We start from the raw sequence: 21,723 nt of genomic DNA on the forward strand, positions 1-21,723 counted from the left end.
CTCCTTCAGGCCAGACTGCCCGGGTTCTTCAGGTAGCGCTCGCGGATGGCCTTAGCCGCCCAGTAGGCCAGCGCACCGACCACGCCGGTCGGGTTGTAGCCGAAGTTCTGCGGGAAGGCGCTGGCGCCCATCACGAAGACGTTGGGCACGTCCCACGACTGCAGGTAGCGGTTGACCGCGCTGGTCGACGGGTCGGTGCCCATCACCGCGCCGCCGGTATTGTGGGTGGACTGGTAGACGCGCAGGTCGTAGTGGTCGCCGGGCTTGCGCACGTTGACCTGGTAGCTGCGCGGGCCCATGGCCCGGGCGATGCCTTCGATCTTGGTGGCGATGAACTGGGTCATCGCGATGTCGTTGGCCTTCCAGTCGAAGGTCATGCGCAGCAGCGGCTGACCATAGACGTCCTTGTAGGTCGGATCCAGGTCCAGGTAGTTGTCGCGGTAGGACATGACCGAGCCCTGGCTGCCGACGCTGGCGGTGTAGAGGTAGTTGTCCTTGATCGCGCGCTTCCAGCCGGCGCCCCAGGTGGGCGTGCCGGCCGGCACGGCCATCTGCTGGATCGGCCGCCCGCCGGTGGTGATGCTGTTGATGGTGGCGCCGCCGACGAAGCCGAGCGGGCCGTGGTCGAAGTTGTCGCCGTCGAAGTCGTCGATCACGCTGCCGGCCGCGCCGGCGCCGACGAACGGGTTCATCGGCTTGCTCTGGTCGAAGAACAGCGTGGCGCCGGCGTTGAGCTGGTAGGCGTAGTTGCGGCCGACCACGCCGCGGCCGGTGGCCGGGTCGTACTTCTGGCCGATGTTGGACAGCAGCATCAACCGCACGTTGTGGAACTGGTAGGCGCAGAGCACGACCAGGTCGGCCGGCTGCTCGACCTCGTTGCCCTGCGCGTCGATGTAGGTCACGCCGGTGGCGCGCTTGCCGTCGGCTGCGAGGTTGACGCGCACGACGTGCGAGCGCGTGCGCAGCTCGAAGTTGGCGCGCTTCATCAGCACCGGCAGCAGGGTGGTCTGCGGCGACGACTTGGCATACATGTAGCAGCCGAAGCGCTCGCAGAATCCGCAGAAGTTGCAGGGCCCGAGCTGGACGCCATGCGGGTTGGTGTAGGCCTGCGACACGTTGGCCGCGGCCTGCGGGAACGGGTGGTAGCCCAGTTCGCGCACCGCCTTCTCGAACAGCACGGCGCTGTTCACGCTGGCCAGCGGCGGCGTCGGGAACTCGTTGCTGCGCGGTCCTTCGAACGGATTGCCGCCCGGCTGGATCTGGCCGCGCAGGTTGCCGGCCCGGCCGGAGGTGCCACAGATCTTCTCGAACTGGTCGAAATGCGGTTCCAGTTCGTCGTAGGTCACGCCCCAATCCTGCAGCTGCATGCCGGCCGGGATGAACTTCTTTCCGTAGTGCTCCTCGTGGCGGCTGCGGATGCGCAGGTCGTCGGGCAGCGGGCGCCAGTGGTGGCCGTTCCAGTGCACGCCGGCGCCGCCCACGCCATCGCCCGGCAGGAAGGAGCCGAGCTGGCGGTACGGCACGGCGGTGTCGGCCAGGCTGTGGCGCACCGTGACCGTCTCCTTGGCCAGGTTCTGGAACAGCTTGCCGCGGATGCCGTACGAGAGCTCGTCGGTGATGCGCGGGTAGGCGAAGTCGGGCAGGGTGTCGCGCATTTCGCCGCGCTCCAGCGCCAGCACCTGGAGGCCGGCGGCGGTGAGCTCCATGCCCATGATCGCGCCGGTCCAGCCGAAGCCGACCAGCACCGCGTCGACGGCGGGTTTCTTCTGCGTTGCCATCGTCGCGCTCCTTCAGCCCTGCGGGCCGGCGATGGACACGGGCGGCAGCGGATAGCGCTCGCCGGGGCGGCCGACCCAGTCGGCGAAGTCGGCGCGCGCACCGGGAAAGCCGATCATCTTCCACGCGCCGGCGTTCCTGTTGCCGCCGTGGATCGGGTCGCTCAGGTAGCCTTCCTTGGTGTTTTGCAGCAGGAAGGCGAAGAAGGTCTTGGCGGCCACGTCCGCCAGCGCGATCTTGCCGGATTCGAGTCCGCGCAGCACCTCGTCCTGCTGGTCCGCGTCCAGCTGTGCAAAGCGCTTGCCGCCGAACTGCTGGCGGCACCAGCCATCGGTCGCCGCGATGCCGGCGCGGTAGACGTCGCGCGGCGGCAGCTTGCCCTGGTAGCCGAACTCCGGCGGCGAGTCGACGAACGGGCCCTGCATGTACCAGATGGCCGCGTGGCCGAAGGCCGCGTCCATCTGCCGGTCGATGAATTCGGGCACGCCGGTTTCGACGCCGCCGGGGCCGGTGTCGTCCGCCGGTATGAGCCGGGCGACCGCCGCGTTCACGAAGGCGTATTCGTCGGGATGAAAAAACGCCGGCTGGTAGGGGCCGGCGTGGGTGGGAGCGACTGCCGCGGGGGCGTGGGGCGCGGTGCTGGTGGCGGGGGGCTGCGAATGGCCTGCGGCGGCCAGGGCCGTGGCAGGGACGATCGCGATCGATGAGCGCAGGAATCCGCGCCGGGCGTTGTCGGGGGGCATGGTGTCCTTCTTGTGTGGCAGCCACGGCCGCCTGTTGTGATTTGGAAAGAGACGGGCAGGATGGTGGGCCCCGTACGGTCGAGCGTCTGTGCGGAATTGCCGACGCGAGCTGTCAGCATCCGCCGTCACCGCGGACGGCTGCACAATCGCAGGCCATGACCACCGAACGAGACCACTCCCCGCCGGCGCCCGCGCACGATCCGCGGGCCTTCCTCCAGCATCTGCTGCGCACCGCGGTGGAGCGCGCGCTGCCGCTGCACGCGACCGCCGCGCACCTGCCGGCGCCGCCGCGCGGGCGCACCGTGGTGGTCGGCGCCGGCAAGGCCGGCGGCGCGATGGCCCAGGCGGTCGAGGCGCTGTGGCCGGCCGATGCGCCGCTGTCGGGCCTCGTCGTCACGCGCTACCACCACGTGCCGCCGCGCCCCGCGGGCCTGCCGGCGCGCATCGAGGTGGTCGAGGCCGCGCACCCGGTGCCCGATGCGGCCGGCCTCGCCGCGGCGCAGCGCATCCTGCAGCTGGTGCAGGGGCTCACGGCCGATGACCTGGTGCTGTGCCTGATCTCGGGCGGCGGCTCCTCGCTGCTCACGCTGCCCGGCGACGGGCTGGCGCTGGCCGACAAGCAGCGCATCAACCGCGCGCTGCTCGAAAGCGGCGCAGCCATCGACGAGATGAACTGCGTGCGCAAGCACCTCTCGCGCATCAAGGGCGGCCGTCTCGCGGCGGCCTGCGCGCCGGCGCGCGTGGTGACGCTGGCCATCAGCGACGTGCCGGGCGACGACGTGTCGGTCATCGCCAGCGGCCCGACGGTGCCCGACGCGACCACCAGCGCCGATGCGCTGGCCATCCTGCGCCGCTACCGCATCGCGGTGCCCGACGCCGTGCGCGAGCGGCTCGCGCGCGGCGAGTGGGAGACGCCCAAGCCCGGCGACCCGGCGTTCGACGGCCACGAAGTCCACCTGATCGCCACGCCGCGCCAGGCGCTGGCCGCCGCGGCCCAGGCCGCGCGCGCCGCCGGCATCGCGGCCCATGTGCTGGGCGACGAGATCGAGGGCGAGTCGCGCGAGGTCGGCCGCGTGCACGCGGCGCTGGCCCGCGCGGTGGCCGCCCACGGCGAGCCCTTCGCCACGCCCTGCGTGATCCTCTCGGGCGGCGAGACCACAGTCACGGTCCGCGCGCGCGCCGAGGGCGCCGGGCGTGGCCGCGGCGGGCGGGCTGGCGAGTTCTGCCTGGGCGTGGTCCAGGCGCTGCGAGGACGGGCAGGGGTGTGGGCCCTGGCCGCCGACACCGACGGCATCGACGGCGTGGAGGACAACGCCGGCGCCTTCGTCGCGCCCGACACGCTGGCCCGCGCGGCCGCGAAGGGCCTGAAGGTGGCGGACCACCTCGACCGCAACGATGCCTACGGATTCTTCGATGCGCTCGGCGACCTCGTCGTGACCGGCCCGACGTTCACGAACGTGAACGACTTCCGGGCGCTGCTGGTCCTGCCGGGCGCATAGCCCTGCAGCGCGCCGGGCATGCGCGCTGTCATGCCCAGACCAGCAGCGCCACCACCAGCGCGACCAGCAGCACCTTCGTGGCCCGGTAGACCGTGGGATTCCACGCCTTGAAGCGGCGCCGGTACTGGCCCATGACCCAGGAGACATGGAAGAAGCGGTTGATCGCGCCGGTCTGGTCCGACTGCTCGTTGGGCGAACTGGCGGCCGTCATCACGTTGCGCGCGAACCAGCGGTTGAAGGCGCCGGCCCAGCGGTAGCGCATGGGGCGTTCCACGTCGCAGAACAGGATGATGCGGCCCTGGGCGGTGGTGTTCTCCACGCGGTGGATGAAGGTCTCGTCGAACAGCACGCTCTCGCCGTCGCGCCAGGAATAGCGCTGGCCGTCGACCTCGATGTAGCAGCGGTCGTCGTTGGGCGTGACCAGGCCCAGGTGGTAGCGGATGGAGCCGGCATAGGGGTCGCGGTGGGGGTTGAGCTTGCCGCCGGCCGGCAGCACGGCGAACAGGGCCGCCTTCACTTCCGGAATGCGCTTGAGCAGCGCGACGGTCTGCGGGCACAGGGCCTGCGCCGACGGATGGTGTGCCTCGTACCACTTCAGGTAGAAACGGGTCCAGCCTTCCTTGAAGAAGGAGTTGAAGCCGGCGTCGTCGTTGCGCTCCGCGGCCCGGATCCGCTGGGCCGCGGCCAGCGCCAGCGCTTCGGCGCGGATGGTTTCCCAGTGTGCATCGAGCAGCCGCAGGCCCGGAAAGGCGGAATGGTCCAGATAGGGCCTGGCCGGCACCCGCGAGAAGGCGTAGAGCAGGCAGTTGACCGGCGCGAGCAGCGTGGAATGGTTGATGAGCTGGCGCCAGAAGCTCGTGCGCACCCTGCCCCGGAAGTGGACGTAGGCCGCCGAACCCGCGAACAGCGCGACGATGCCCCATTTGATGATGTCCATGTGAAATCCTGCTTTTGCGCGGCAACGCGAAAAAACCCGGTAGGTGCCGCGCAAACCCGCTGCGCCTGCGGCGGGAAGGGATCGTTCCCTGGTGCGTTCGTGCCGCGGCGCAGCGCGGCCGCGGCATGGCCGGCGCCGGCGGGGCTGGCGCGACGGCCGACGGGCCGGATCCGGGATTATTGCCGCAAGACGGAAAAGCTGCAGGCAGGGCCGGGCTCTTCGCGCCGCAGGGCACCGCGTCAGAACCGATGCCGGACGCCGAAGCCCACGCTGTTGCCGTTGGTCTGCGCGGTGATGCGGTCGTTCATGTAGACCGCATACACGTCGGTGCGCCTGGACAGGAAATGGTCGTAGCCCAGCGAGAAGGTCCTGCGGTCCACGCGGGTGCGCGTCAGCTCGGTCCTCGCATAGTCGGCCAGCATCGTGCCGGCGCCCAGCGGCACCGTGGCGCCGAGCTGGCTGGTCCTGGCCTTGTCGTCGCTGTTGTCGGCCTTCGATTCGCCGTGGCTCAGGAAGGGCTTGACCACGCCGAAGTCGTAGGCGCCGTGCAGGGCCCAGTCCTTCCTGGTCGTGCCCAGGTAGGCGCCCTGGCCGGGATTGCCGATCTGGTCGCGCTCGTAGAAGCCGGTCAGCGTCAGCGGGCCGCCGAAGTAGAGGAAGTTGGCGCCGGCGTTCTTCTTGCCGTTGTCGTTGGGCTGCTCGCCGAACTGGTACTGGAGGTTGGCCTGCAGGCCGCCGAACTGGGGCGTGCTATAGACCACCTGGTTGGACCAGCCGGTGTCCGCCGGCGTGGTCGCGCCCCAGCCGGTGCCGTTGTACAGCGGCACGTTCATGTGCAGGATCAGCGGCGAGAAGGTGAACGAATCGCCGAATGGGTTGCCGATGATCGAGGGCAGGAAGTGGGGCGCCAGCCAGCGGCCCAGCAGCACCGAGCCGAAGCTGCCCGACAGGCTGATGTTGGCGTCGCGCGAGAAGAAGCTGTCGCCGGTGAAGCGGCCTTGCTCGCCGGTGTCGGTCCTGAGGAACGAGGTCAGCTGGAACTTGGCCGAGAGGCCGCCGCCGAGGTCCTCGGTTCCGGTCACGCCGAACCACGAAGTCGTCAGGCCGCCGCTGTCCACGACGGACTTGCGGCTTGTGTCCCCGGCGGTCTTGAGCGAGCCCGCGAAGGTGTCGACCAGGCCAGAGAATTGGACGGAGCTTTGGGCATGCGCGGCACCGGCGGCGGCGCACAGCGCGGCGGAGCACAGCGCGGTCAGTCTGTTGTTCATGGGTTGTTTTGACTCCTGGGTGAGATGCCGTCCGGGGAGCGGCCTGGGCAAGATGACGCGGCCCCGCACGGTCGCGCCCACACACGCAAAACCCATGCCGCCGTCGGGGATCCGCATGAAAGTGTCACGGAATGTGTATAGCCCGCCATTCTGGTGCGTCCGCACCACGCCTGGAGCCGAAAGCGGCGTTTTTGATCCTCCTCAAGGCCGGACTGTCGCTTGCGCGGCACAGTCGGCCCCATGCTGCCGTCCACCTCCTTCGTTCCGCCGCCCGAGCGCCAGACCGTCGTGCCGGGCGATCCGGTCGTGGAGCGCGGCAGCCAGCCGCTGTTCGTCACCTACCTGGAGAGCGGCCGCATCGCGCTGGGCCTGGGGCGCGGGGCCGAGGGCGGCGACGCCGGCGAGGCCCGGCTGCGCCACCGCCTGGGCACGGCCGAGGGGCCGCTGTGGCTCGACAGCGCCGCGGCCATCCTGGGCCTGCCGGCCTTCGTCGACGCCGTGGCCGAGACGCCGGCCGTGCTGCGCCGCATGCCGCTGGAGGAGTTCCGCCGCGCCTACGCGGCGCTGCCGGGGCCGGTGCGGGTGCTGATGCACGACCTGGCCGCCGGCCAGCGCCAGCAGTGCGAGCTGGCCGTCAGCCGCCTGGCGCAGGACGCCGAGGCGCGCTGCGCCCAGTGGCTGCTGCGCCATGCCGAGCGGCTGGACGAGGGCCGCTGGCGCGTCACCCTGCGCCAGCGCAAGCGGATGATCGCGGCGCAGCTGGGCATCGCGCCGGAGACGCTCTCGCGCGTGCTGCGGCACCTGCGCGAGATGGGGCTGGTGGCCGGTTCGGGCACGGTGCTCGAATTGCCGCACCCGGGCGCGCTGCAGGCCGTCGCAGGGCGGTAGGCGCCGTCGGCGCCCCGCGGGTTTGCCCGGGGGCGGCGGGTTGTACCCAATGCGGCTCCGCGGGCCGCCTGCCATAGTGCCGCTGCGGCCGGGCCCCGGCCGCCGTGCTCCGCGCGTCCGCCTTCCGTCCATGCCCCTGCCTTTCATGCGACCCTCCACGGCCCCCGTGCCGCCGCAGCCGTCCGTTTCGGCCGCCTTGCGCCCCGCGGCCGTGGGGCCGGGCCTGGGACTGCGCAGCGTGCTGACCGCCGTGGCCTTCGTGCTGGCATCGGCCGGCATCTCGACCTGGCTCGTGCTGCGCGAGGCCTGCGCCGACGCCGAGCGCCGGCTGCTCGCACAGGAGGCCGATGGCGCCGAGATGGTGGCCGGCCTGCTGGCCGGCCGCATCGACCAGGGCCAGAAGGTGCTGCGCGCGGTCGCGGCGGGCATCATCCCGGCGATGTCGGCGCCCGGCGGCGCCGCCGCGCCACAGCTGCTGCACGGCGTGCCGGTGCCGGTCGACTACTTCGAATCGCTGCACGTGGTCGGCGCCGGCGGCGACGTGCCGCTCAACCTGCTGCGCGGGCGGGCCCAGCAGGCGTCGGCTCTGTCGCCGCTGGAGCGCGAATACCTGCTGCGCGCGCTGATCGAGCGCAAGCCGGCCGTCTCCGGCCCCATTGCGGGCGGCGGGGGCGCGCCGCGCGTGATGTTCACCATGCCCATGCTGCACGGCGACGGCCGCTTCCTCGGCGTGGTCGGCGGCAGCCTGCGGCTGCAGTCGCAGGACCTCCTGCCGGCGTCGATGGGCCTGCCGGGCCACGTGCAGTCGCGGCTGGTCGTGTTCGCGCGCGACGGCACCATCCTGTCGCATCCCGACCCGTCGCGGCTGCTCGGCCGGGCGGCCGACGAGCCCGGCCTCGCCGACGCCTACGCGGCCTGGGCGGCCGAGGACCGCCCCGTCGTGGCCGACGGCCGGGCGCAGCTGCTGCCGCAGGCGGTGGTCGCCCTGGCCGGCATGCCGCTGCCGCAGTGGATGGTGGCGCGCATCACACCGCGGCCGCAGGTCCTGGGCCCGCTGGAAGCCTTGCGGCAGCGGGCATGGGCCGTCACCGCCGCGGCCGCCGGCAGCTGCGCCGTGCTGGCCGGTCTGCTGGTCGCCGGCTGGATGCGCCCGATCGGTGCGCTGCGCCGCAGGATGCAGCAGCTGCACGGGGAGGGCGGCGACGGCGGGGCGCTGCCGCCCCATGCGGACTGGCCGCACGCCGGCGGCGAGGCCGGCGCGCTGGTGGCTGCGGTGCGCGACCTGGCCGTCGCGCACGACCGCGACCGCCAGGCGCTGGCGGTGCTGGCCGACCAGCTCATGGCCATCCTGCACAACGCGCCGGTGGGCATCCTGCACAACGCGCCGGTGGGCATCCTGCACAACGCGCCGGTGGGCATCCTGGTGTCGCGCCGCGGCCGGCTGGAGATGGCGGGCCGCCATGCCTGCCAGCTCTTCGGCTACACGGCGGCCGAGCTGCAGGGCTGGCCCGCGCGCATGCTGTACCCGTCGGACGACGCCTTCGCCGAACTGCGCGAGAAGGTGCGCGAGGACTTCGCGGTGCACGGCTTCTTCGACGGCGAGGTGCTGCTCCTGCGCAAGGACGGCAGCCCGTTCTGGGTCCACCTGGTCGGCCACGAGGTCGAGTCCGCCGGCGGCGGCGACGGCCGCAGGATCTGGATCCTGGAGGACATCACCGCCCAGCGCGACGCGCGCCAGCGCCTGTCGTGGACGGCCACGCACGACGCCCTGACCCAGCTGGTCAACCGGCGCGAGTTCGAGCAGCGCCTGCTGCACTGCCTGGCCCCGCACGGCGTCGGCGCCGGCGGCGAGGCGGCGGTGCTCTACGTGGACCTGGACCGTTTCAAGGACGTCAACGACCATGCCGGCCATGCCGCGGGCGACGACGTGCTCTGCCACCTGGCGCGCCTGATGGAGTCGCAGGTGCGCGGCAGCGACACGGTGGCCCGCATGGGCGGCGACGAGTTCGCGATCCTGCTGGCCGGCTGCACCGTTGCGCGCGCCGCCGTGATCGCCGAGAGCCTGCGCGCGGCCATCGCCGGCTGGCAGCCGCAGTACCTGGGCCGGGTGTTCGCGCTCGGCGTCAGCGTGGGCGTGACCGCCATCGACACCGGCATGACCACGCCGGCCGACGTGCTGCACGCGGCCGGCATGGCCTGCCATGCGGCCAAGCGGGCCGGGCGCAACCAGGTGGTGGTGCACCAGGCGGTGCCGCTGCGGTCCATGGCCTGAGGGGGTATAGCTTCGTAGCGCCCAACTGCCGGACGCTGTACGGTATCAGGTGGGGGAGTATTTCTGTCCGTGGTCCACTCACGCCGCCAGATGTCGGCGCGCTTCCTCGCGCACCCGGTGCAGCACCTGGCGCTTGAGCGGGCCGTAGGCTGGGTCTTCAAGCAGCGCCTCGGCATCGCGCGGATAGCCGAACGGCAGGCGCAGGTCCTCGACGATGCGGCCCGGCCGCGCCGACATGGCCAGCACGCGGGTGCCGAGCAGCAGGGCCTCGTCCACGTCATGGGTGACGAACAGCACGGTGGTGCGGTCGCGGCTCCAGATGTCCAGCAGCAGTTCCTGCATCAGCGCGCGGGTCTGGGCGTCGAGCGCGCCGAAGGGCTCGTCCATCAGCAGCACGGCCGGCCGCATGATCCAGGCGCGCGCCAGGGCCACGCGCTGGCGCATGCCGCCCGACAGCTGCCAGGGGTAGGCGTCTTCCTGCCGGGCCAGGCCGACCAACTGCAGCAGCTCGCGTGCCTGCCGCAGGTAGTCCGCCTGCGGCCGGCCGTTCATGCGCGGGCCGAAGGTCACGTTCTCCAGCACCGTGAGCCAGGGGTAGAGCAGCGGCTGCTGGAAGACCACGCCGCGCGACGGATCCGGCCCGGCCACCGGCTGGCCGCCGGCCAGCACGCGCCCGGTGCGCGGCCGCTCGAAGCCGGCCACCAGGTTCAGGATGGTCGATTTGCCGCAGCCCGAAGGCCCAAGCAGCACGGCGAATTCGCCATCGGCGATCTGGAGCGACACGTCCTCCAGCACGCCAGGGCCGGTGCGCGGCTTTCCGGGCGGGGTGAAGTCGAAACCGACGCGGTCGAGGGTGATGCTGGCCATCTTTTCAGTTATTCCTTGCCGGCCCAGGGGACGAGCTTTCTCTGTGCACTCACGATCAGCAGATCGAGCAACCACCCGAGCACGCCCAGGATCAGGATGCCGAGGATGACCACGTCGGTGCGCAGGTAGGAGCCCGCGTTGACGATCATCCAGCCCACGCCCGAGGTCGATGCGACCATCTCGGCCGCGACCAGCGAGGTCCAGCCGATGCCGACCGCCAGCCGCACCGTGGTGAACAGCTCCGGCCGGCAGGCCGGCAGCACCACGTGCCAGAAGATCTGCCGGCGCGTGAGGCCCAGCGTCTGCGCCACGCGGATGCGCCCGGCCGGCACCTGCAGCACGGCGGCCGCGGCGCCGACCACCACGTTGAGGAAGGTGGAGATGAAGATCAGGAAGAACTTCGACGACTCGCCGATGCCCAGCCACACGATGGCCAGCGGGATCAGCGCGATCTTCGGCAGCGGCCGCAGGAACTGCACGTACGGATCCAGCAGCGCCGACAGCACGGCGCTGCGGCCCATCAGCAGGCCCAGCGGCACGCCGATGGCAATGGCGACCACGAAGGCCGCCAGCGCCCGCGCCACGCTGATGCCCACGTGGGTGAGCAGCGGTATCTGCCCGTAGCCGTTGCGCCAGAGGTCGCGCGCCGTCTCGGCGATGTCCGAGGGCGGCGGCAGGAAGAGGGCGTCGACCCAGCCGCGCCGGCCGGCGACCTGCCAGAGCGCGAGCACGGCCAGCACCGAGGCGGCGCTGACCGCCGCGCGCCACCTCATCGGCCGGCCGTCGCCGACGTCTTCTGCAACTGCTCGGCCAGGCCCAGGTACTTCGGGTTGATCGAGCCGGCGAACGAGGCCGGGATGTCCTGACGGCGCACCTGGTCGATGCTGCCGAGGAAGTCGGCCGTCTTGCGCACGGCGCCGGCCACGGTGGTCTGGTCGACGTGGGTGCCGTTGCCGAACCAGGCGCTGGTGCGCTGGTCGGCGATCGACGGATAGGCGTTGCCGGCCAGCGAATCGGCCACGGCCGCCTCGGTCGCGCCCAGCTCCTTGGCGATGGCGGCAATCACGGCCTGGGGGTCGCGGCGGTAGTTGGCGATCTGCTGCTCCTGCACCAGCAGCAGCCTGGCGACCAGCTCGGGGTACTTCTCGCCGAAGGACTTGGCGGTGGAGAAGCCGTTGAAGATCAGGTAGCCGTCCTTCTTCAGATCCTTGGTGAAGAAGATCGGATGGCCGCCGGCCGATTCGAGCGCCGAGTTGAACGGGGCCCAGACATAGCCCGCATCCACGTCGCCGCGGCGCCAGGCGGCGACCAGCTCGTCGGGCTTGAGCGGCACGAACCTGATCTTGCTGCGGTCGATATGGTTGACCTTGATGGCGGTGTCGAGCGCGTACTGCGCGGTCGAGTTCGGCGGGTAGCCCACCGTCTTGCCTTCGAGGTCCTTCAACGTCTTGATGCCGTCCCTGGCGACCAGGCGCTCGTAGGTGGCGATGTCGGCCGACACGCCGACCAGCTCGATCGGCAGCTTGCGCACGATGGCCGAGACGGTCGGGCTGGAGCCGAAGTTGGCCAGGTCGATGCTGCCCGAGGCGAACAGGTTGAGCACGTCGGCGCCGGTGCCGAACTGCACCCACTTGACCGGCACGCCCAGGGCCCTGGCGAGCGAGCCGTCGACCTTGGCGTTGACGATGAGCTGGGCGCCGCCGCTGTAGGCGATGCGCACTTCGGAGGGCAGCGGCTCGGCGGCGGAGGCGGCGACCGAGAACAGGGCGGCGATGCCGGCGGCGAGCCAGGCGCGCAAGGGCTTTTTCATGGTGGCGGTGCGAGGGTTGGCGACAGGGGCCACGCACCGTAGGGATGCCGGCGGCACCGGGGAACGAACGATTCCGCCTATGGATATCCGGCGTCCGGCTGCTGTGCCATATGCTGGCCTGCGCGGCCGCCGTGGCCGGGGCCAGCCTCGACGCGATCGGTAACGTTTGATACTCCGCAGGGTAAGTCCCCAATGGCAGCGTGTATTAGGCGGATGAAGGGCTATCCTCTGAGGGGTATATGGGCCGTCTCCGAGGAAAGCCGTCGCATTGGCCTGACGGCCTTCCGATACCAACGACAATCGCCCGCATGCCCCCACCCGCCTACCCGAACGCGCCGCGGCCCGAAGCCGGCGGCGCGCCGCCCTGCGTGCCGCGCCTGCGGCTCGACGGCATCACCAAGCGCTACCCGGCCGTGGTCGCCAACAGCGGCGTCTCGCTCGCCGTGCAGCCCGGCGAGATCCATGCCGTGCTCGGCGAGAACGGCGCCGGCAAGTCCACGCTGATGAAGATCATCTACGGCGCCGTCCAGCCCGACGAAGGCACCGTCGAATTCAACGGCCGGCCCGTGCACGTCAGGAACCCGCAGGAGGCGCGCGCGCTGGGCATCGCCATGGTGTTCCAGCACTTCAGCCTGTTCGACACGCTGACCGTGGCCGAGAACGTCTGGCTCGGCCTGGACCGCGGCACCGCGCTGGCCGAGGTGACCCGCCGCATCGAGGCCAAGGCGGCCGAGTACGGCCTGGACGTCGATCCCGCGCGCCCGGTGCACACGCTGAGCGTGGGCGAGATGCAGCGCGTGGAGATCATCCGCGCGCTGCTGGCCGGGCCGCAGCTGCTGATCCTGGACGAGCCGACCTCGGTGCTCACGCCGCAGGCGGTCGACAAGCTCTTCGTCGTGCTGCGCAAGCTCGCGTCCGAGGGCTGCAGCATCCTCTATATCAGCCACAAGCTGCACGAGATCCGCGCGCTGTGCAGCGCCTGCACGGTGCTGCGCGGCGGCCGGGTGACGGGCGCCTGCGCTCCGCGGGCCGAGTCCAACGCATCGCTGTCGCGGCTGATGATCGGCAACGAGCCGCCGGCCCTGGCCCATCGGCCGGTGCAGGCCGGCGCGGCCGTGCTGCGCGTGCGGGGCCTGACGCTGCCGCGCGCCGAGCCCTTCGGCGTGGACCTGGAGGACATCGCCTTCGACGTGCGCGCGGGCGAGGTGGTCGGCATCGCCGGCGTCTCGGGCAACGGCCAGCGCGAGCTGCTCTATGCGCTGTCGGGCGAGGACGTGCGGGCCGCGCCGGCCGCCATCGAGGTCGCGGGCCGGCCGGCCGGCCGGCTCAACCCCACGCGCCGGCGCGCGCTCGGCCTGCACTTCGTGCCGGAAGAGCGCCTGGGCCGCGGCGCCGTGCCCACCATGGGTCTGGCGCACAACCTGCTGCTCACGCGCGGCGACGCGGTCGGCCCGTTCGGCTGGCTCGGGCTCGGGCGGCTCGGCGCGCAGGCGGCCGACATCATCGGGCGCTTCCACGTCAAGACCGGCGGCGCCAACGCTACAGCGGGGTCGCTGTCGGGCGGCAACCTGCAGAAGTTCATCGTCGGCCGCGAGATCGACGCACGGCCCAGGCTGCTGATCGTGTCGCAGCCGACCTGGGGCGTGGACGTGGGCGCGGCCGCCCAGATCCACGCCGAGATCCTGGCGCTGCGCGACGCGGGCTGCGCCGTGCTGGTGCTCAGCGAGGAACTGGACGAGCTGTTCGAGCTGAGCGACCGGCTGCACGTGATCGCCAAGGGCCGGCTGTCGCCGCCGGTGGCGCGGGCCGAGGCGACGGTGGAGCAGATCGGGGCGTGGATGAGCGGGTTGTGGCAGGCGGATGTGCAGGCGCACCCGGGGCAGCTGGAGCGCACGGAGGCCGCGCAGTGAGCATCCTCCGCCTCGAACCCCGACCCCGGCCCTCCCGCCTCTGGAGCTACGCCTCCCCCCTGCTCGCGCTCGCCCTCACCGTCGCCATCGGCGTGGCCCTGTTCGCCGCGCTTGGCAAGGATCCGGTGCGCGGCCTGCTGGTCTTCTTCTGGGAGCCGGTCAAGTCGCAGTACGCCATCGGCGAGCTGCTGGTGAAGGCCACGCCGCTGCTGCTGATCGCGCTCGGCCTGGCCGTGTGCTTCCGCTCCAACGTCTGGAACACCGGCGCCGAGGGCCAGTTCGTCATCGGCGCGGTCGCGGCCAGCGGCGTGGCGCTGCTGGCCGACGCCGGCACCGGCCCGTGGATCGTGCCGGCGGTGCTCGCGGCCGGCGTGGCCGGCGGCATGCTCTGGGCCGCGCTGGTCGCGCTGCTGCGCGACCGTTTCAACGCGAGCGAGATCCTGGTGAGCCTGATGCTGGTCTACGTGGCCACGCTGGTGCTGGGCTACCTGGTCTACGGGCCGTGGAAGGACCCGGCGGGCTACAACTTCCCGCAGACGCGCGCGTTCGCCGCGGTCACGCAGATCCCGCGGCTGATGGCCGGATCGCGGGTCAATCTGGGCTTCGTCATCGCGCTGGTGGGTGTGGTTGCCTTGTGGATCTTCCTGTTCCGCACCCGCGCCGGCTTCGCCCAGCAGGTCGGCGGGCTGGCGCCGGCGGCGGCGCGCTACGCGGGCTTCTCGTCGCGCCGCGCGCTGTGGACGGCGCTGCTGATCTCGGGCGGCGCGGCCGGCCTCGCGGGCGCGCTCGAAGTGGCCGGCCCGCTCGGCCAGCTCACGCCCTACGTGCCGGCCGGCTACGGCTTTGCGGCCATCATCGTCGCCTTCGTCGGGCGGCTGCACCCGGTGGGCATGGTGTTCTCGGCCGTGCTCATGAGCATGTTCTACATCGGCGGCGAACTCGCCCAGTCGCGCCTGGGTCTGCCCAAGTCGCTGACCGGCGTGTTCCAGGGCCTGCTGCTGTTCACGCTGCTGGCCTGCGACACCCTCATTGCCTACCGCATCCGTACCGGAAAGGGAGTCCGCTGATGGAGTCCTACGCACTGCTCATCGCGGCCACGCTCAATGCGGGCACGGTGCTGGCGCTCGCCGCGCTCGGCCTGCTGATCAACGAGCGCGCCGGCATCGTCAACCTGGGCGCCGAGGGTCTGATGCTCTGCGCGGCCATCGCCGGTTTCGCCACGGTGGTGCACACCGGCAGCGACGTGCTCGGCTTCGCAGCCGGCGCCGGCGCCGGCGCGCTGCTGGCCGCGGCCTTCGGGCTGCTGGTGGTCTGGCTCGGCACCAACCAGTACGCCACGGGCCTGGCGCTGTCGCTGTTCGGCGTGGGCTTCTCGGCCTTCGTCGGCATCGGCTACGTGCAGGCGCGGCTGCCGGAGCGCCCGCGCTTCGCCATTCCCGTGCTCGGCGACATCCCGTTCGTCGGCCCGGCGCTGTTCCGCCAGCATCCGCTGGTCTACGGTGCGATCCTGTTCGCGGCGGCGCTCGTGTGGTTCCTCTACCGCACGCGCGCCGGGCTGGTGCTGCGCTCGGTGGGCGAGTCGCCCGAGTCGGCCCATGCGCTGGGCTATCCGGTGCGGCGCATCCGCCTGGGCGCGGTGGTCGCGGGCGGCGCGCTCTGCGGCCTCGCGGGCGCCTATGTGTCGATCGCCTACACGCCGCTCTGGGTCGAGGGCATGGTCGCCGGCCGCGGCTGGATCGCGCTGGCGCTCACCACCTTCGCCACTTGGCGGCCGGCACGGGTGTTGCTTGGCGCCTACCTGTTCGGCGGCGTGACGATGCTGCAGTTCCACCTGCAAGGGCAGGGCGTGGACGTGCCCAGCCAGATCCTCAGCATGCTGCCGTACGTGGCCACCATCGTGGTGCTGGCCCTGATCTCGCGCAACCCGGCCTGGATCCGCGTGAACATGCCCGCATCGCTCGGAAAGCCGTTCCACCCCGGCTCATAATCCGCCGGTTCCACCGACACAGAACAAGCAACAAGCACCATGACCGACCTGATGACCAAACGCTCGCTGCTGCAGGCCGCCGCCATCTGCACCGTGGCCGCCGCCGCGCTCGCCGCCTGCGGCAAGAAGGAGGCGCCGGCGCCCGCTCCGGCCGCCAGCGCCACGCCGCCCAAGTCCGAGCCGTTGAAGATCGCCTTTGCCTACGTCGGCCCGGTGGGCGACGGCGGCTGGAGCTATGCGCACGACCAGGCCCGCAAGGCGCTGGAGAAGGAATTCGGCGACAGGATCCAGACCAAATATGTCGAGAGCGTGCCCGAGGGCGCCGACGCCGAACGCGTGCTGCGCGACCTGGCCTCCGAAGGCAACAAGCTGGTCTTCGGCACCACCTTCGGCTACCAGGAGCCGATCCAGAAGCTCGCGCCCGACTGCAAGGACGTGAAGTTCGAGCATGCCACCGGCTACAAGACCGCCGAGAACGTGCGCACCTACGACAGCCGCACCTACGAGGGCGCTTATCTCGCGGGCATCATCACCGGGTCGGTCACCCAGACCGGCACGCTTGGCGTCGTCGGCTCGGTGCCGATCCCCGAAGTGGTCCGCAACATCAACAGCTTCACGCTCGGCGCCCAGTCGGTCAATCCGAAGATCCGGACCAGGGTGGTCTGGGTCAACGAATGGTTCAGCCCGCCGAAGGAGACCGAGGCTGCCACCGCGCTGATCAACGGCGGCGCCGACGTGCTGTTCCAGAACACCGATTCGCCGGCCGTGCTCAAGACCGCCGAGGAGAAGGGCAAGCGCGCCTTCGGCTGGGACAGCGACATGACGGCCTACGGACCCAAGGCCCACCTGGCCTCGGCCGTCATCAACTGGACGCCGTACTACACCAAGGCCGTCAAGGACGTGCTCGAAGGCACCTGGACCACCGGCCAGGCCTGGTGGGGCGTGAAGGAGGGCGCGATCGACCTCGTCTCGATCGCCGCCGACGTGCCGGCCGAGGCCCGGGCCAGGGTCGAGCAGGCCAAGGCCGGCCTGAGGGACGGCACGCTCACGATCTGGAAGGGCCCGATCGCCGACAACGCCGGCAAGGAAGTGCTGGCGGCCGGCGCCGTGGCCGACGACAGGTTCCTCACCGGCATCGCCTTCTACGTCAAGGGCGTCGAAGGCAGGGTGCCGGGCGGCGACAGGAAGTAGGCCCCGCGCTGGCCGGGTGGGGCCGCCGCGAGGCGGCCTGTGCATCGGCGGCAGGTCGCCCGCGTCCAGCGCCGGCGGGCGCAGCAGGTCGCGGTCCAGGCCCATGGCCTCGCTGGCGCGCTCGACCGCCTGCCACAGCGCAGCCGGCATCCGCAGGATCTGTTCGGGGGAGTCGGATCGGGCGATCCATGCGCTGATCTGGGCATGCTGCGCGCGCGTCAGCAGTTCGAGGTGCAGCATTTCGTCGATGGTCTTCATGGCGGTCCCACGGTGGTTCTTCCCCGTTCGCAGCCGCCGGAGGACGCCACGGGCGGCTTGCGCCGGGCCGTGCTCCGCTGCGACGCGGGTCGTGCAGCCATCCTAGCGCGGTGGCCGCCGCGGGTCCGGCGGCGCGGCTCCGGACGACAGCGCGCATCTCGTGCGGCTGACGACGGCGCAGGGCCCGGCGCGGGACAGTGGGCACGTCATCCAAGCCCTGCGCACCATGTCCGCCGATCCCTCCTCCACCATTTCCACCATCCGGCCCGGCCGCCGCGCGCGCGCCGACGTGCGTCCACCGTCCTCCCGGGACCGGCGCTGCACCGCGCTGCTGCGCGAGGTCTTCGGCCTGCATGCCTTGCGGCCCGGCCAGCGGGAGGTGATCGACCGCGTGCTGCGCGGCGAATCCACGCTGGCCATCATGCCCACGGGGGCGGGCAAGTCGCTGTGCTACCAGTTGCCGGCGCTGGTCCTGCCCGGCCTGACGGTCGTGGTCTCGCCCCTCATCGCGCTGATGCAGGACCAGTGCGATGCCCTGCGCGACCGCGGCGTGCGGGCGGTGCAGTACAACAGCGCGCTGCCGGCCGCCGAAGCGCGCGCCGTGCGCGAAGCCATCGCGGCCGGTGACGCGCCGATCGTCCTCACCACGCCGGAGCAGCTGGCCGGCGCTGCGTTCCAGGAGCTGCTGCTGGCCAGCGGCAAGCCGGTGTCGCTGCTGGTGGTGGACGAGGCGCACTGCATCTCGCAGTGGGGCCATGACTTCCGCCCTGCGTTCCTGGAGATCGCCGCGGCCCGGCGCGCGCTGGGCGACCCGCCGGTGCTGGCATTGACCGCCACCGCCGCCGGCGCCGTGGCGCGGGACATCCGCCAACAGCTGTCCATCGCGGCCGCCGGCACGGTGAACACCGGCAGCTACCGGCCCAACCTCGACTACCGGGTCGAGGCATGGACGAAGGAGAAGGACAAGCGCGAGCGCGTCGTCGCCCTGGTGCGGCAGAGCGAGGGCGCCGGGCTGGTCTACTGCGCCACGGTGCGCGCCGCCGAGGCGGTGCGCGACGCGCTCGCGGCGGCCGACGTGCCGGGCGTCGGCCTCTACCACGGGCGCCTGCCCCCGGCGCAGCGCCAGCAGGTGCAGCAGGACTTCATGGATGGCCGGCTGCGCGTGGTTGTTGCCACCAACGCCTTCGGCCTGGGCATCGACCGGCAGGACATCCGCTTCGTCGTGCACTACCAGATGCCCGGCGGCCTGGATGCGTACTACCAGGAGTCCGGCCGCGCCGGGCGCGACGGCGGGCCCGCCGCCTGCACGCTGCTGTTCCTGCGCAGCGACCGGGCGGTGCAGCAGTTCTTCCTTGCCGGGCGCTATCCGTCGGCAGACGACCTGCAGGCGCTCTACCACGCGCTGCAGACGCCCGCGCCGACGCAGGACGGCTGGACGCCCGCGGCGCTCGCCGGGCAGCTGCACCGCCCGCTGCCCAAACTGGAGGCGGCTGCCGGCCTGCTGCGCCGCCATCGCATCGCCGCGCGGTCCGCAGGGGGCGGACTGCGCCTGCGGCGCACCGACCTGGGCGACGAGCGGCTGGCATCGATGTTGCAGGCCTATACCGACAAGCGCGCGCAGGACCGGGCCGCGCTCGAAGCCATGGTGCACTACGCGCAGACCGGCGCCTGCCGCTGGCAGGTGCTGCTGCAGGCGGTCGGCCACGGCGGCCAGGACGAGGTGGCAGCCTGCGGGCACTGCGACAACTGCCGGCGCATCGCTGCGGCATCGGCCGAGGCGGCGGTGTCCGAGGCGGACCGTGCCGCGCTCCAGCTGCCGGCCGCGGCAGCGGACGCGCGCGGCGCCGCCACGCTCTCGCGCCGGAAGCGGGCCGGCCCGTTCCAGCCGGGCGAGGCGGTGCGCGTGCGGCGCTACGGGGCCGGGACGGTCACCGCAGCCGATGCCTCGGGCGTGACCGTGGACTTCGCGGACGGCTCGCAGCGCATCTTCCAGCCGGACTTCGTGCGCCGCGCCGCCCCGGCGAAGACGCCGGCTACGGGTTGACGTTCTCCTGCCGGTCCTGGTCGCCGGCCTGCCGGCGCTTCTGGATCTCGCCGACCTCGTTGCGGTCGGGATCGGCGTCTTCCTCGAGCTTTCCGATATCCCGGGCGTCGTTCTCCTTGTCGGCGTCGGAGTCGGTCTCTGCGTCCTGCGGACCCGGGGTGTTTCTGTTCGCCATGGTGTGCTCCGTGATGGCCAGCCGGCGCCGCCGGGCTCAGGCCGGCAGATCGCCCAGGTTCGCATGCCGGGGCCGGCGCTGTCCGTACAGGCCGTGGTACAGCAGCGCGCCGGCGGCCACGCCCTCGGCCACCGACTGCGCGCGGCAGCTGGAGCGCAGGGCGCAGGCCACCAGGCCCAGGCCGAGCAGCACCGACCAGCAGTTGCCGCTGCGGGCCGGCGGGGTGGTGTCGTTCGCGGAATCGTCGGTTCGGTCGGTGTCGGCCATGGCGGGTCGTCCTTGTTGGTTCGGAGGTGAGCGGGATGCCGCAGCGTGCCGCGGCGACGGGAGCGGCAAGCGTAGGGCGCCGCGCGCAGGCTCCCAAGCGCGTTGCAGCCGCAGCGCCGTGTAGGAGCATGCCGACGCAGTCATCCGTGGCGCGCCGCGGGCGCAGGTCCGCCTGCCCTCCGGCAACGGTTCTGGCGATTGCCCTACGTGGGCCGTAAGGGATTCGCGGAAGACTGTCGGTGCATTGCGGAAACGGCAGTGCACCCGAACTTCGCAACCACCACAGACTGCTCCATGAAAAAATCCGCATCCGCAACCATCGCCGCCGCCCTGGGCCTTGCCGCCTCCCTCGCCGTGGCCCAGGCGCCGAAGCTGCCCGCCGGCGGCGTCACCGCCAATGGCGACAACCGTCCCGCACCGACGATCCTGCTGGTCCCCGTCGAGGTCCAGAACAAGGCGCTCGACGCCGGCTGCTGGGCGCAGTTCTACGACAAGAAGGACTTCAAGGGCGACCTGGTGACCCTGGTCGGCCCGGCCCAGCTCGACGCGCTGGACAAGGGCACGGCCCGGCAGCTGCACCGCGACATCGACAGCCTGGTGACCGGCCCCCATACCAAGCTGGTGGTCTACGAGCACCGCCTGTTCAAGGACCGCGCGGTCGAGTTCGGCGCGAATGCGCGCGAGGGCAGCCTTCGCAAGAAGCTGGGCTTCGGCGGCCGCATCGAATCGATCCAGGTGAACTGCTCCTGACGGCTGCCGGCCGGATCAGGCCGGCGAGACCTCGGCGGCGCAGCCGCGCCGCGCCGTAACATCCTGCCTTGGGAGTATATGGCTGAGGTGGGGTCAGGCCGGCCGGAACGAAGCTATATATAGGGGGGTATGTCTGAGCGGTGCCGGACGGCCGTGGCGTGCAGCGCCCGATACACCACCAGCGCCGCGTAGCCGTCGTTGGCCGCGTAGCGCAGCTGCGCCGCGGTGAGCTGCGGGCGCGACCAGTCCGAGGTGCCGGTCTTCTTCGATTTGGCCAGCCGCCGGCCCAGCAGCAGGGCGACGGCGGTCTTCACGCCGACCGAGCGGCGAAAGCCGCGCTGGCGCAGCACACCGTCCAGGTCGAGCAGGCTGTGGAGCGGACCGCCGAGCGTGCGCATGAGCTGGCTGCGGTCGTTGCCCAGGCCGAAGCCGGCCTTGACGATGCCGTGCGCGGCCAGCAGCGCGGCCACCGCCTGCCGGCAGCCGGGCGTGCGCAGCTGGAACAGCCAGGCGCCCTCGGTCGTGGCGAACTGCACCAGGTGCGGGCCGTCGGACACTTGGTCGCGCACGAAGGTCGGGCGCGATTCCGTGTCGAAGCCCAGCACCGTGGCCTGCGACAGCACGGCCAGCGCCGCGGCCGCCTGCGCGTCGGTCGCCACCAGATGGATGCGGTCGGCCGGCAGCGCTTCGAACGGCGGCAGCAGCGCGATCTCTTCCTTGGTGGGCAGCGGCGCAGCGGTCATGGGACGAAGGGCGAAACCGCGAGCATAGCGGCTGGCTGCCGCCCGCGCCGGCCGGCATCCGCCAGAGCGGACCCGGTTGCCAAGCCCGGTCGGTTGGACCGCCGGCAAGGCAAGCCGCACGGATGCGCGGGCCCCGCCGCCGCGACGCATAGAATGGCGAGGTTTACGTTCACGTCAATCAGCAATATTCATCCTGGAGCAGCAATGAGCCTGAAGATCCTGGTTCCCGTCAAGCGAGTGGTCGACAAAGACATCAAGGTGCGCGTCAAGAGCGACGGCAGCGGCGTGGAGACGGCCAACGTCAAGCACAGCCTCAACCCGTTCGACGAAATCGCGAT

At 71.7% G+C, this 21,723-nt stretch carries 19 protein-coding genes and 2 pseudogenes; 10 read left to right on the forward strand and 11 right to left on the reverse strand.

The features are described from left to right. Positions 1 to 5 precede the first annotated feature (5 nt). Positions 6 to 1,778, reverse strand: a complete 1,773-nt coding sequence (locus GAK38_RS13720; RefSeq protein WP_325344999.1) for a GMC family oxidoreductase — start codon at positions 1,776 to 1,778, stop codon at positions 6 to 8. A 12-nt stretch (positions 1,779 to 1,790) separates the two neighbouring features. Further along, a complete protein-coding gene (locus GAK38_RS13725; protein WP_325345000.1) occupies positions 1,791 to 2,519 on the reverse strand; it encodes a gluconate 2-dehydrogenase subunit 3 family protein in 729 nt (242 codons plus the stop codon). Between the two features lie 155 nt (positions 2,520 to 2,674). On the opposite strand from GAK38_RS13725, the gene GAK38_RS13730 reads away from it, so the two are divergent. Then, a complete protein-coding gene (locus GAK38_RS13730; RefSeq protein WP_325345002.1) occupies positions 2,675 to 4,018 on the forward strand; it encodes a glycerate kinase type-2 family protein in 1,344 nt (447 codons plus the stop codon). 28 nt (positions 4,019 to 4,046) lie between these two features. On the opposite strand, the gene GAK38_RS13735 is transcribed toward GAK38_RS13730, so the two are convergent. Both GAK38_RS13735 and GAK38_RS13740 read right to left on the reverse strand, forming a co-directional pair. Continuing rightward, positions 4,047 to 4,949 (reverse strand): aspartyl/asparaginyl beta-hydroxylase domain-containing protein, encoded by a 903-nt coding sequence (locus tag GAK38_RS13735; RefSeq protein ID WP_325345032.1) that lies wholly within the window; start codon positions 4,947 to 4,949, stop codon positions 4,047 to 4,049. A gap of 245 nt (positions 4,950 to 5,194) precedes the next feature. Beyond that, complete coding sequence (locus GAK38_RS13740) at positions 5,195 to 6,223, reverse strand: porin (protein ID WP_325345004.1); 1,029 nt, start codon at positions 6,221 to 6,223, stop codon at positions 5,195 to 5,197. A gap of 240 nt (positions 6,224 to 6,463) precedes the next feature. Here GAK38_RS13740 and GAK38_RS13745 point away from each other — a divergent pair, with 240 nt between their 5' ends. Together GAK38_RS13745 and GAK38_RS13750 are read left to right on the forward strand one after the other, a co-directional pair. After that, entirely contained in the window at positions 6,464 to 7,111 is a 648-nt protein-coding gene (locus tag GAK38_RS13745) for a Crp/Fnr family transcriptional regulator (RefSeq protein ID WP_325345006.1), read from the forward strand. A 130-nt stretch (positions 7,112 to 7,241) separates the two neighbouring features. Next, positions 7,242 to 9,383 carry a diguanylate cyclase gene (locus GAK38_RS13750; RefSeq protein ID WP_325345007.1) on the forward strand — a complete coding sequence of 714 codons (2,142 nt, stop codon included), beginning with the start codon at positions 7,242 to 7,244 and terminating at the stop codon, positions 9,381 to 9,383. Between the two features lie 78 nt (positions 9,384 to 9,461). On the opposite strand, the gene GAK38_RS13755 is transcribed toward GAK38_RS13750, so the two are convergent. From GAK38_RS13755 to GAK38_RS13765, 3 genes are read right to left on the reverse strand one after another with little or no spacing between them, the layout of a single operon-like run. Then, entirely contained in the window at positions 9,462 to 10,250 is a 789-nt protein-coding gene (locus GAK38_RS13755; RefSeq protein ID WP_325345008.1) for an ABC transporter ATP-binding protein, read from the reverse strand. Positions 10,251 to 10,258: 8 nt separating this feature from the next. Further along, positions 10,259 to 11,023 carry an ABC transporter permease gene (locus GAK38_RS13760; RefSeq protein ID WP_325345010.1) on the reverse strand — a complete coding sequence of 255 codons (765 nt, stop codon included), beginning with the start codon at positions 11,021 to 11,023 and terminating at the stop codon, positions 10,259 to 10,261. Then, the gene (locus GAK38_RS13765) at positions 11,020 to 12,060 is read right to left on the reverse strand and encodes a taurine ABC transporter substrate-binding protein (protein ID WP_325345012.1); all 1,041 of its coding nucleotides are present in this window, start codon (positions 12,058 to 12,060) and stop codon (positions 11,020 to 11,022) included. Before GAK38_RS13765 ends, GAK38_RS13760 begins: the two co-directional genes overlap by 4 nt. 308 nt (positions 12,061 to 12,368) lie before the next feature. Here GAK38_RS13765 and GAK38_RS13770 point away from each other — a divergent pair, with 308 nt between their 5' ends. The 4 genes from GAK38_RS13770 to GAK38_RS13785 are packed head-to-tail and all read left to right on the forward strand — an operon-like array spanning position 12,369 to position 17,148. Further along, entirely contained in the window at positions 12,369 to 13,970 is a 1,602-nt protein-coding gene (locus tag GAK38_RS13770) for an ABC transporter ATP-binding protein (protein WP_325345013.1), read from the forward strand. 2 nt (positions 13,971 to 13,972) lie between these two features. Then, a complete protein-coding gene (locus tag GAK38_RS13775; protein ID WP_325345033.1) occupies positions 13,973 to 15,037 on the forward strand; it encodes an ABC transporter permease in 1,065 nt (354 codons plus the stop codon). Further along, positions 15,037 to 15,957 (forward strand): ABC transporter permease, encoded by a 921-nt coding sequence (locus GAK38_RS13780; RefSeq protein WP_325345014.1) that lies wholly within the window; start codon positions 15,037 to 15,039, stop codon positions 15,955 to 15,957. Before GAK38_RS13775 ends, GAK38_RS13780 begins: the two co-directional genes overlap by 1 nt. A 39-nt stretch (positions 15,958 to 15,996) precedes the next feature. Then, positions 15,997 to 17,148 (forward strand): BMP family ABC transporter substrate-binding protein, encoded by a 1,152-nt coding sequence (locus GAK38_RS13785; protein ID WP_325345016.1) that lies wholly within the window; start codon positions 15,997 to 15,999, stop codon positions 17,146 to 17,148. A gap of 57 nt (positions 17,149 to 17,205) precedes the next feature. Here the strand turns inward: GAK38_RS13785 and GAK38_RS13790 are convergent. Continuing rightward, positions 17,206 to 17,406, reverse strand: a pseudogene (locus tag GAK38_RS13790) (hypothetical protein); the annotation flags it as partial. A 226-nt stretch (positions 17,407 to 17,632) separates the two neighbouring features. Between GAK38_RS13790 and GAK38_RS13795 the strand changes: the two are divergent. Next, complete coding sequence (locus tag GAK38_RS13795) at positions 17,633 to 19,450, forward strand: RecQ family ATP-dependent DNA helicase (RefSeq protein WP_325345018.1); 1,818 nt, start codon at positions 17,633 to 17,635, stop codon at positions 19,448 to 19,450. On the opposite strand, the gene GAK38_RS13800 is transcribed toward GAK38_RS13795, so the two are convergent. Beyond that, entirely contained in the window at positions 19,440 to 19,625 is a 186-nt protein-coding gene (locus GAK38_RS13800; protein ID WP_325345020.1) for a hypothetical protein, read from the reverse strand. The genes GAK38_RS13795 and GAK38_RS13800 overlap by 11 nt on opposite strands. 36 nt (positions 19,626 to 19,661) lie before the next feature. Beyond that, the gene (locus GAK38_RS13805; RefSeq protein ID WP_325345022.1) at positions 19,662 to 19,892 is read right to left on the reverse strand and encodes a hypothetical protein; all 231 of its coding nucleotides are present in this window, start codon (positions 19,890 to 19,892) and stop codon (positions 19,662 to 19,664) included. 294 nt (positions 19,893 to 20,186) lie between these two features. Between GAK38_RS13805 and GAK38_RS13810 the strand changes: the two genes are divergently transcribed. Next, positions 20,187 to 20,642, forward strand: a complete 456-nt coding sequence (locus GAK38_RS13810) for a hypothetical protein (RefSeq protein WP_325345024.1) — start codon at positions 20,187 to 20,189, stop codon at positions 20,640 to 20,642. A gap of 113 nt (positions 20,643 to 20,755) precedes the next feature. Here GAK38_RS13810 and GAK38_RS13815 read toward each other — a convergent pair whose 3' ends face one another. Further along, positions 20,756 to 21,385, reverse strand: a complete 630-nt coding sequence (locus tag GAK38_RS13815; RefSeq protein WP_325345026.1) for a 3'-5' exonuclease — start codon at positions 21,383 to 21,385, stop codon at positions 20,756 to 20,758. A 210-nt stretch (positions 21,386 to 21,595) separates the two neighbouring features. Between GAK38_RS13815 and GAK38_RS13820 the strand changes: the two are divergent. Further along, positions 21,596 to 21,723: pseudogene (locus tag GAK38_RS13820) on the forward strand (electron transfer flavoprotein subunit beta/FixA family protein); the annotation flags it as partial.

Origin of the sequence: Xylophilus sp. (assembly GCA_009914555.1) — a bacterium.
Classification (GTDB): Bacteria; Pseudomonadota; Gammaproteobacteria; order Burkholderiales; family Burkholderiaceae_C; genus WNDY01.

What these genes read in the sequence shown, in the direction of transcription:
- GAK38_RS13815 (WP_325345026.1), bottom strand. Translation starts at nt 21,385, where the DNA reads ATGACCGCTGCGCCGCTGCCCACCAAGGAAGAGATCGCGCTGCTGCCG.
- GAK38_RS13795 (WP_325345018.1), top strand. Translation starts at nt 17,633, where the DNA reads ATGTCCGCCGATCCCTCCTCCACCATTTCCACCATCCGGCCCGGCCGC.
- GAK38_RS13805 (WP_325345022.1), bottom strand. Translation starts at nt 19,892, where the DNA reads ATGGCCGACACCGACCGAACCGACGATTCCGCGAACGACACCACCCCG.
- GAK38_RS13740 (WP_325345004.1), bottom strand. Translation starts at nt 6,223, where the DNA reads ATGAACAACAGACTGACCGCGCTGTGCTCCGCCGCGCTGTGCGCCGCC.
- GAK38_RS13750 (WP_325345007.1), top strand. Translation starts at nt 7,242, where the DNA reads ATGCCCCTGCCTTTCATGCGACCCTCCACGGCCCCCGTGCCGCCGCAG.
- GAK38_RS13770 (WP_325345013.1), top strand. Translation starts at nt 12,369, where the DNA reads ATGCCCCCACCCGCCTACCCGAACGCGCCGCGGCCCGAAGCCGGCGGC.
- GAK38_RS13810 (WP_325345024.1), top strand. Translation starts at nt 20,187, where the DNA reads ATGAAAAAATCCGCATCCGCAACCATCGCCGCCGCCCTGGGCCTTGCC.
- GAK38_RS13785 (WP_325345016.1), top strand. Translation starts at nt 15,997, where the DNA reads ATGACCGACCTGATGACCAAACGCTCGCTGCTGCAGGCCGCCGCCATC.
- GAK38_RS13800 (WP_325345020.1), bottom strand. Translation starts at nt 19,625, where the DNA reads ATGGCGAACAGAAACACCCCGGGTCCGCAGGACGCAGAGACCGACTCC.
- GAK38_RS13730 (WP_325345002.1), top strand. Translation starts at nt 2,675, where the DNA reads ATGACCACCGAACGAGACCACTCCCCGCCGGCGCCCGCGCACGATCCG.
- GAK38_RS13725 (WP_325345000.1), bottom strand. Translation starts at nt 2,519, where the DNA reads ATGCCCCCCGACAACGCCCGGCGCGGATTCCTGCGCTCATCGATCGCG.
- GAK38_RS13720 (WP_325344999.1), bottom strand. Translation starts at nt 1,778, where the DNA reads ATGGCAACGCAGAAGAAACCCGCCGTCGACGCGGTGCTGGTCGGCTTC.
- GAK38_RS13760 (WP_325345010.1), bottom strand. Translation starts at nt 11,023, where the DNA reads ATGAGGTGGCGCGCGGCGGTCAGCGCCGCCTCGGTGCTGGCCGTGCTC.
- GAK38_RS13780 (WP_325345014.1), top strand. Translation starts at nt 15,037, where the DNA reads ATGGAGTCCTACGCACTGCTCATCGCGGCCACGCTCAATGCGGGCACG.
- GAK38_RS13745 (WP_325345006.1), top strand. Translation starts at nt 6,464, where the DNA reads ATGCTGCCGTCCACCTCCTTCGTTCCGCCGCCCGAGCGCCAGACCGTC.
- GAK38_RS13755 (WP_325345008.1), bottom strand. Translation starts at nt 10,250, where the DNA reads ATGGCCAGCATCACCCTCGACCGCGTCGGTTTCGACTTCACCCCGCCC.
- GAK38_RS13765 (WP_325345012.1), bottom strand. Translation starts at nt 12,060, where the DNA reads ATGAAAAAGCCCTTGCGCGCCTGGCTCGCCGCCGGCATCGCCGCCCTG.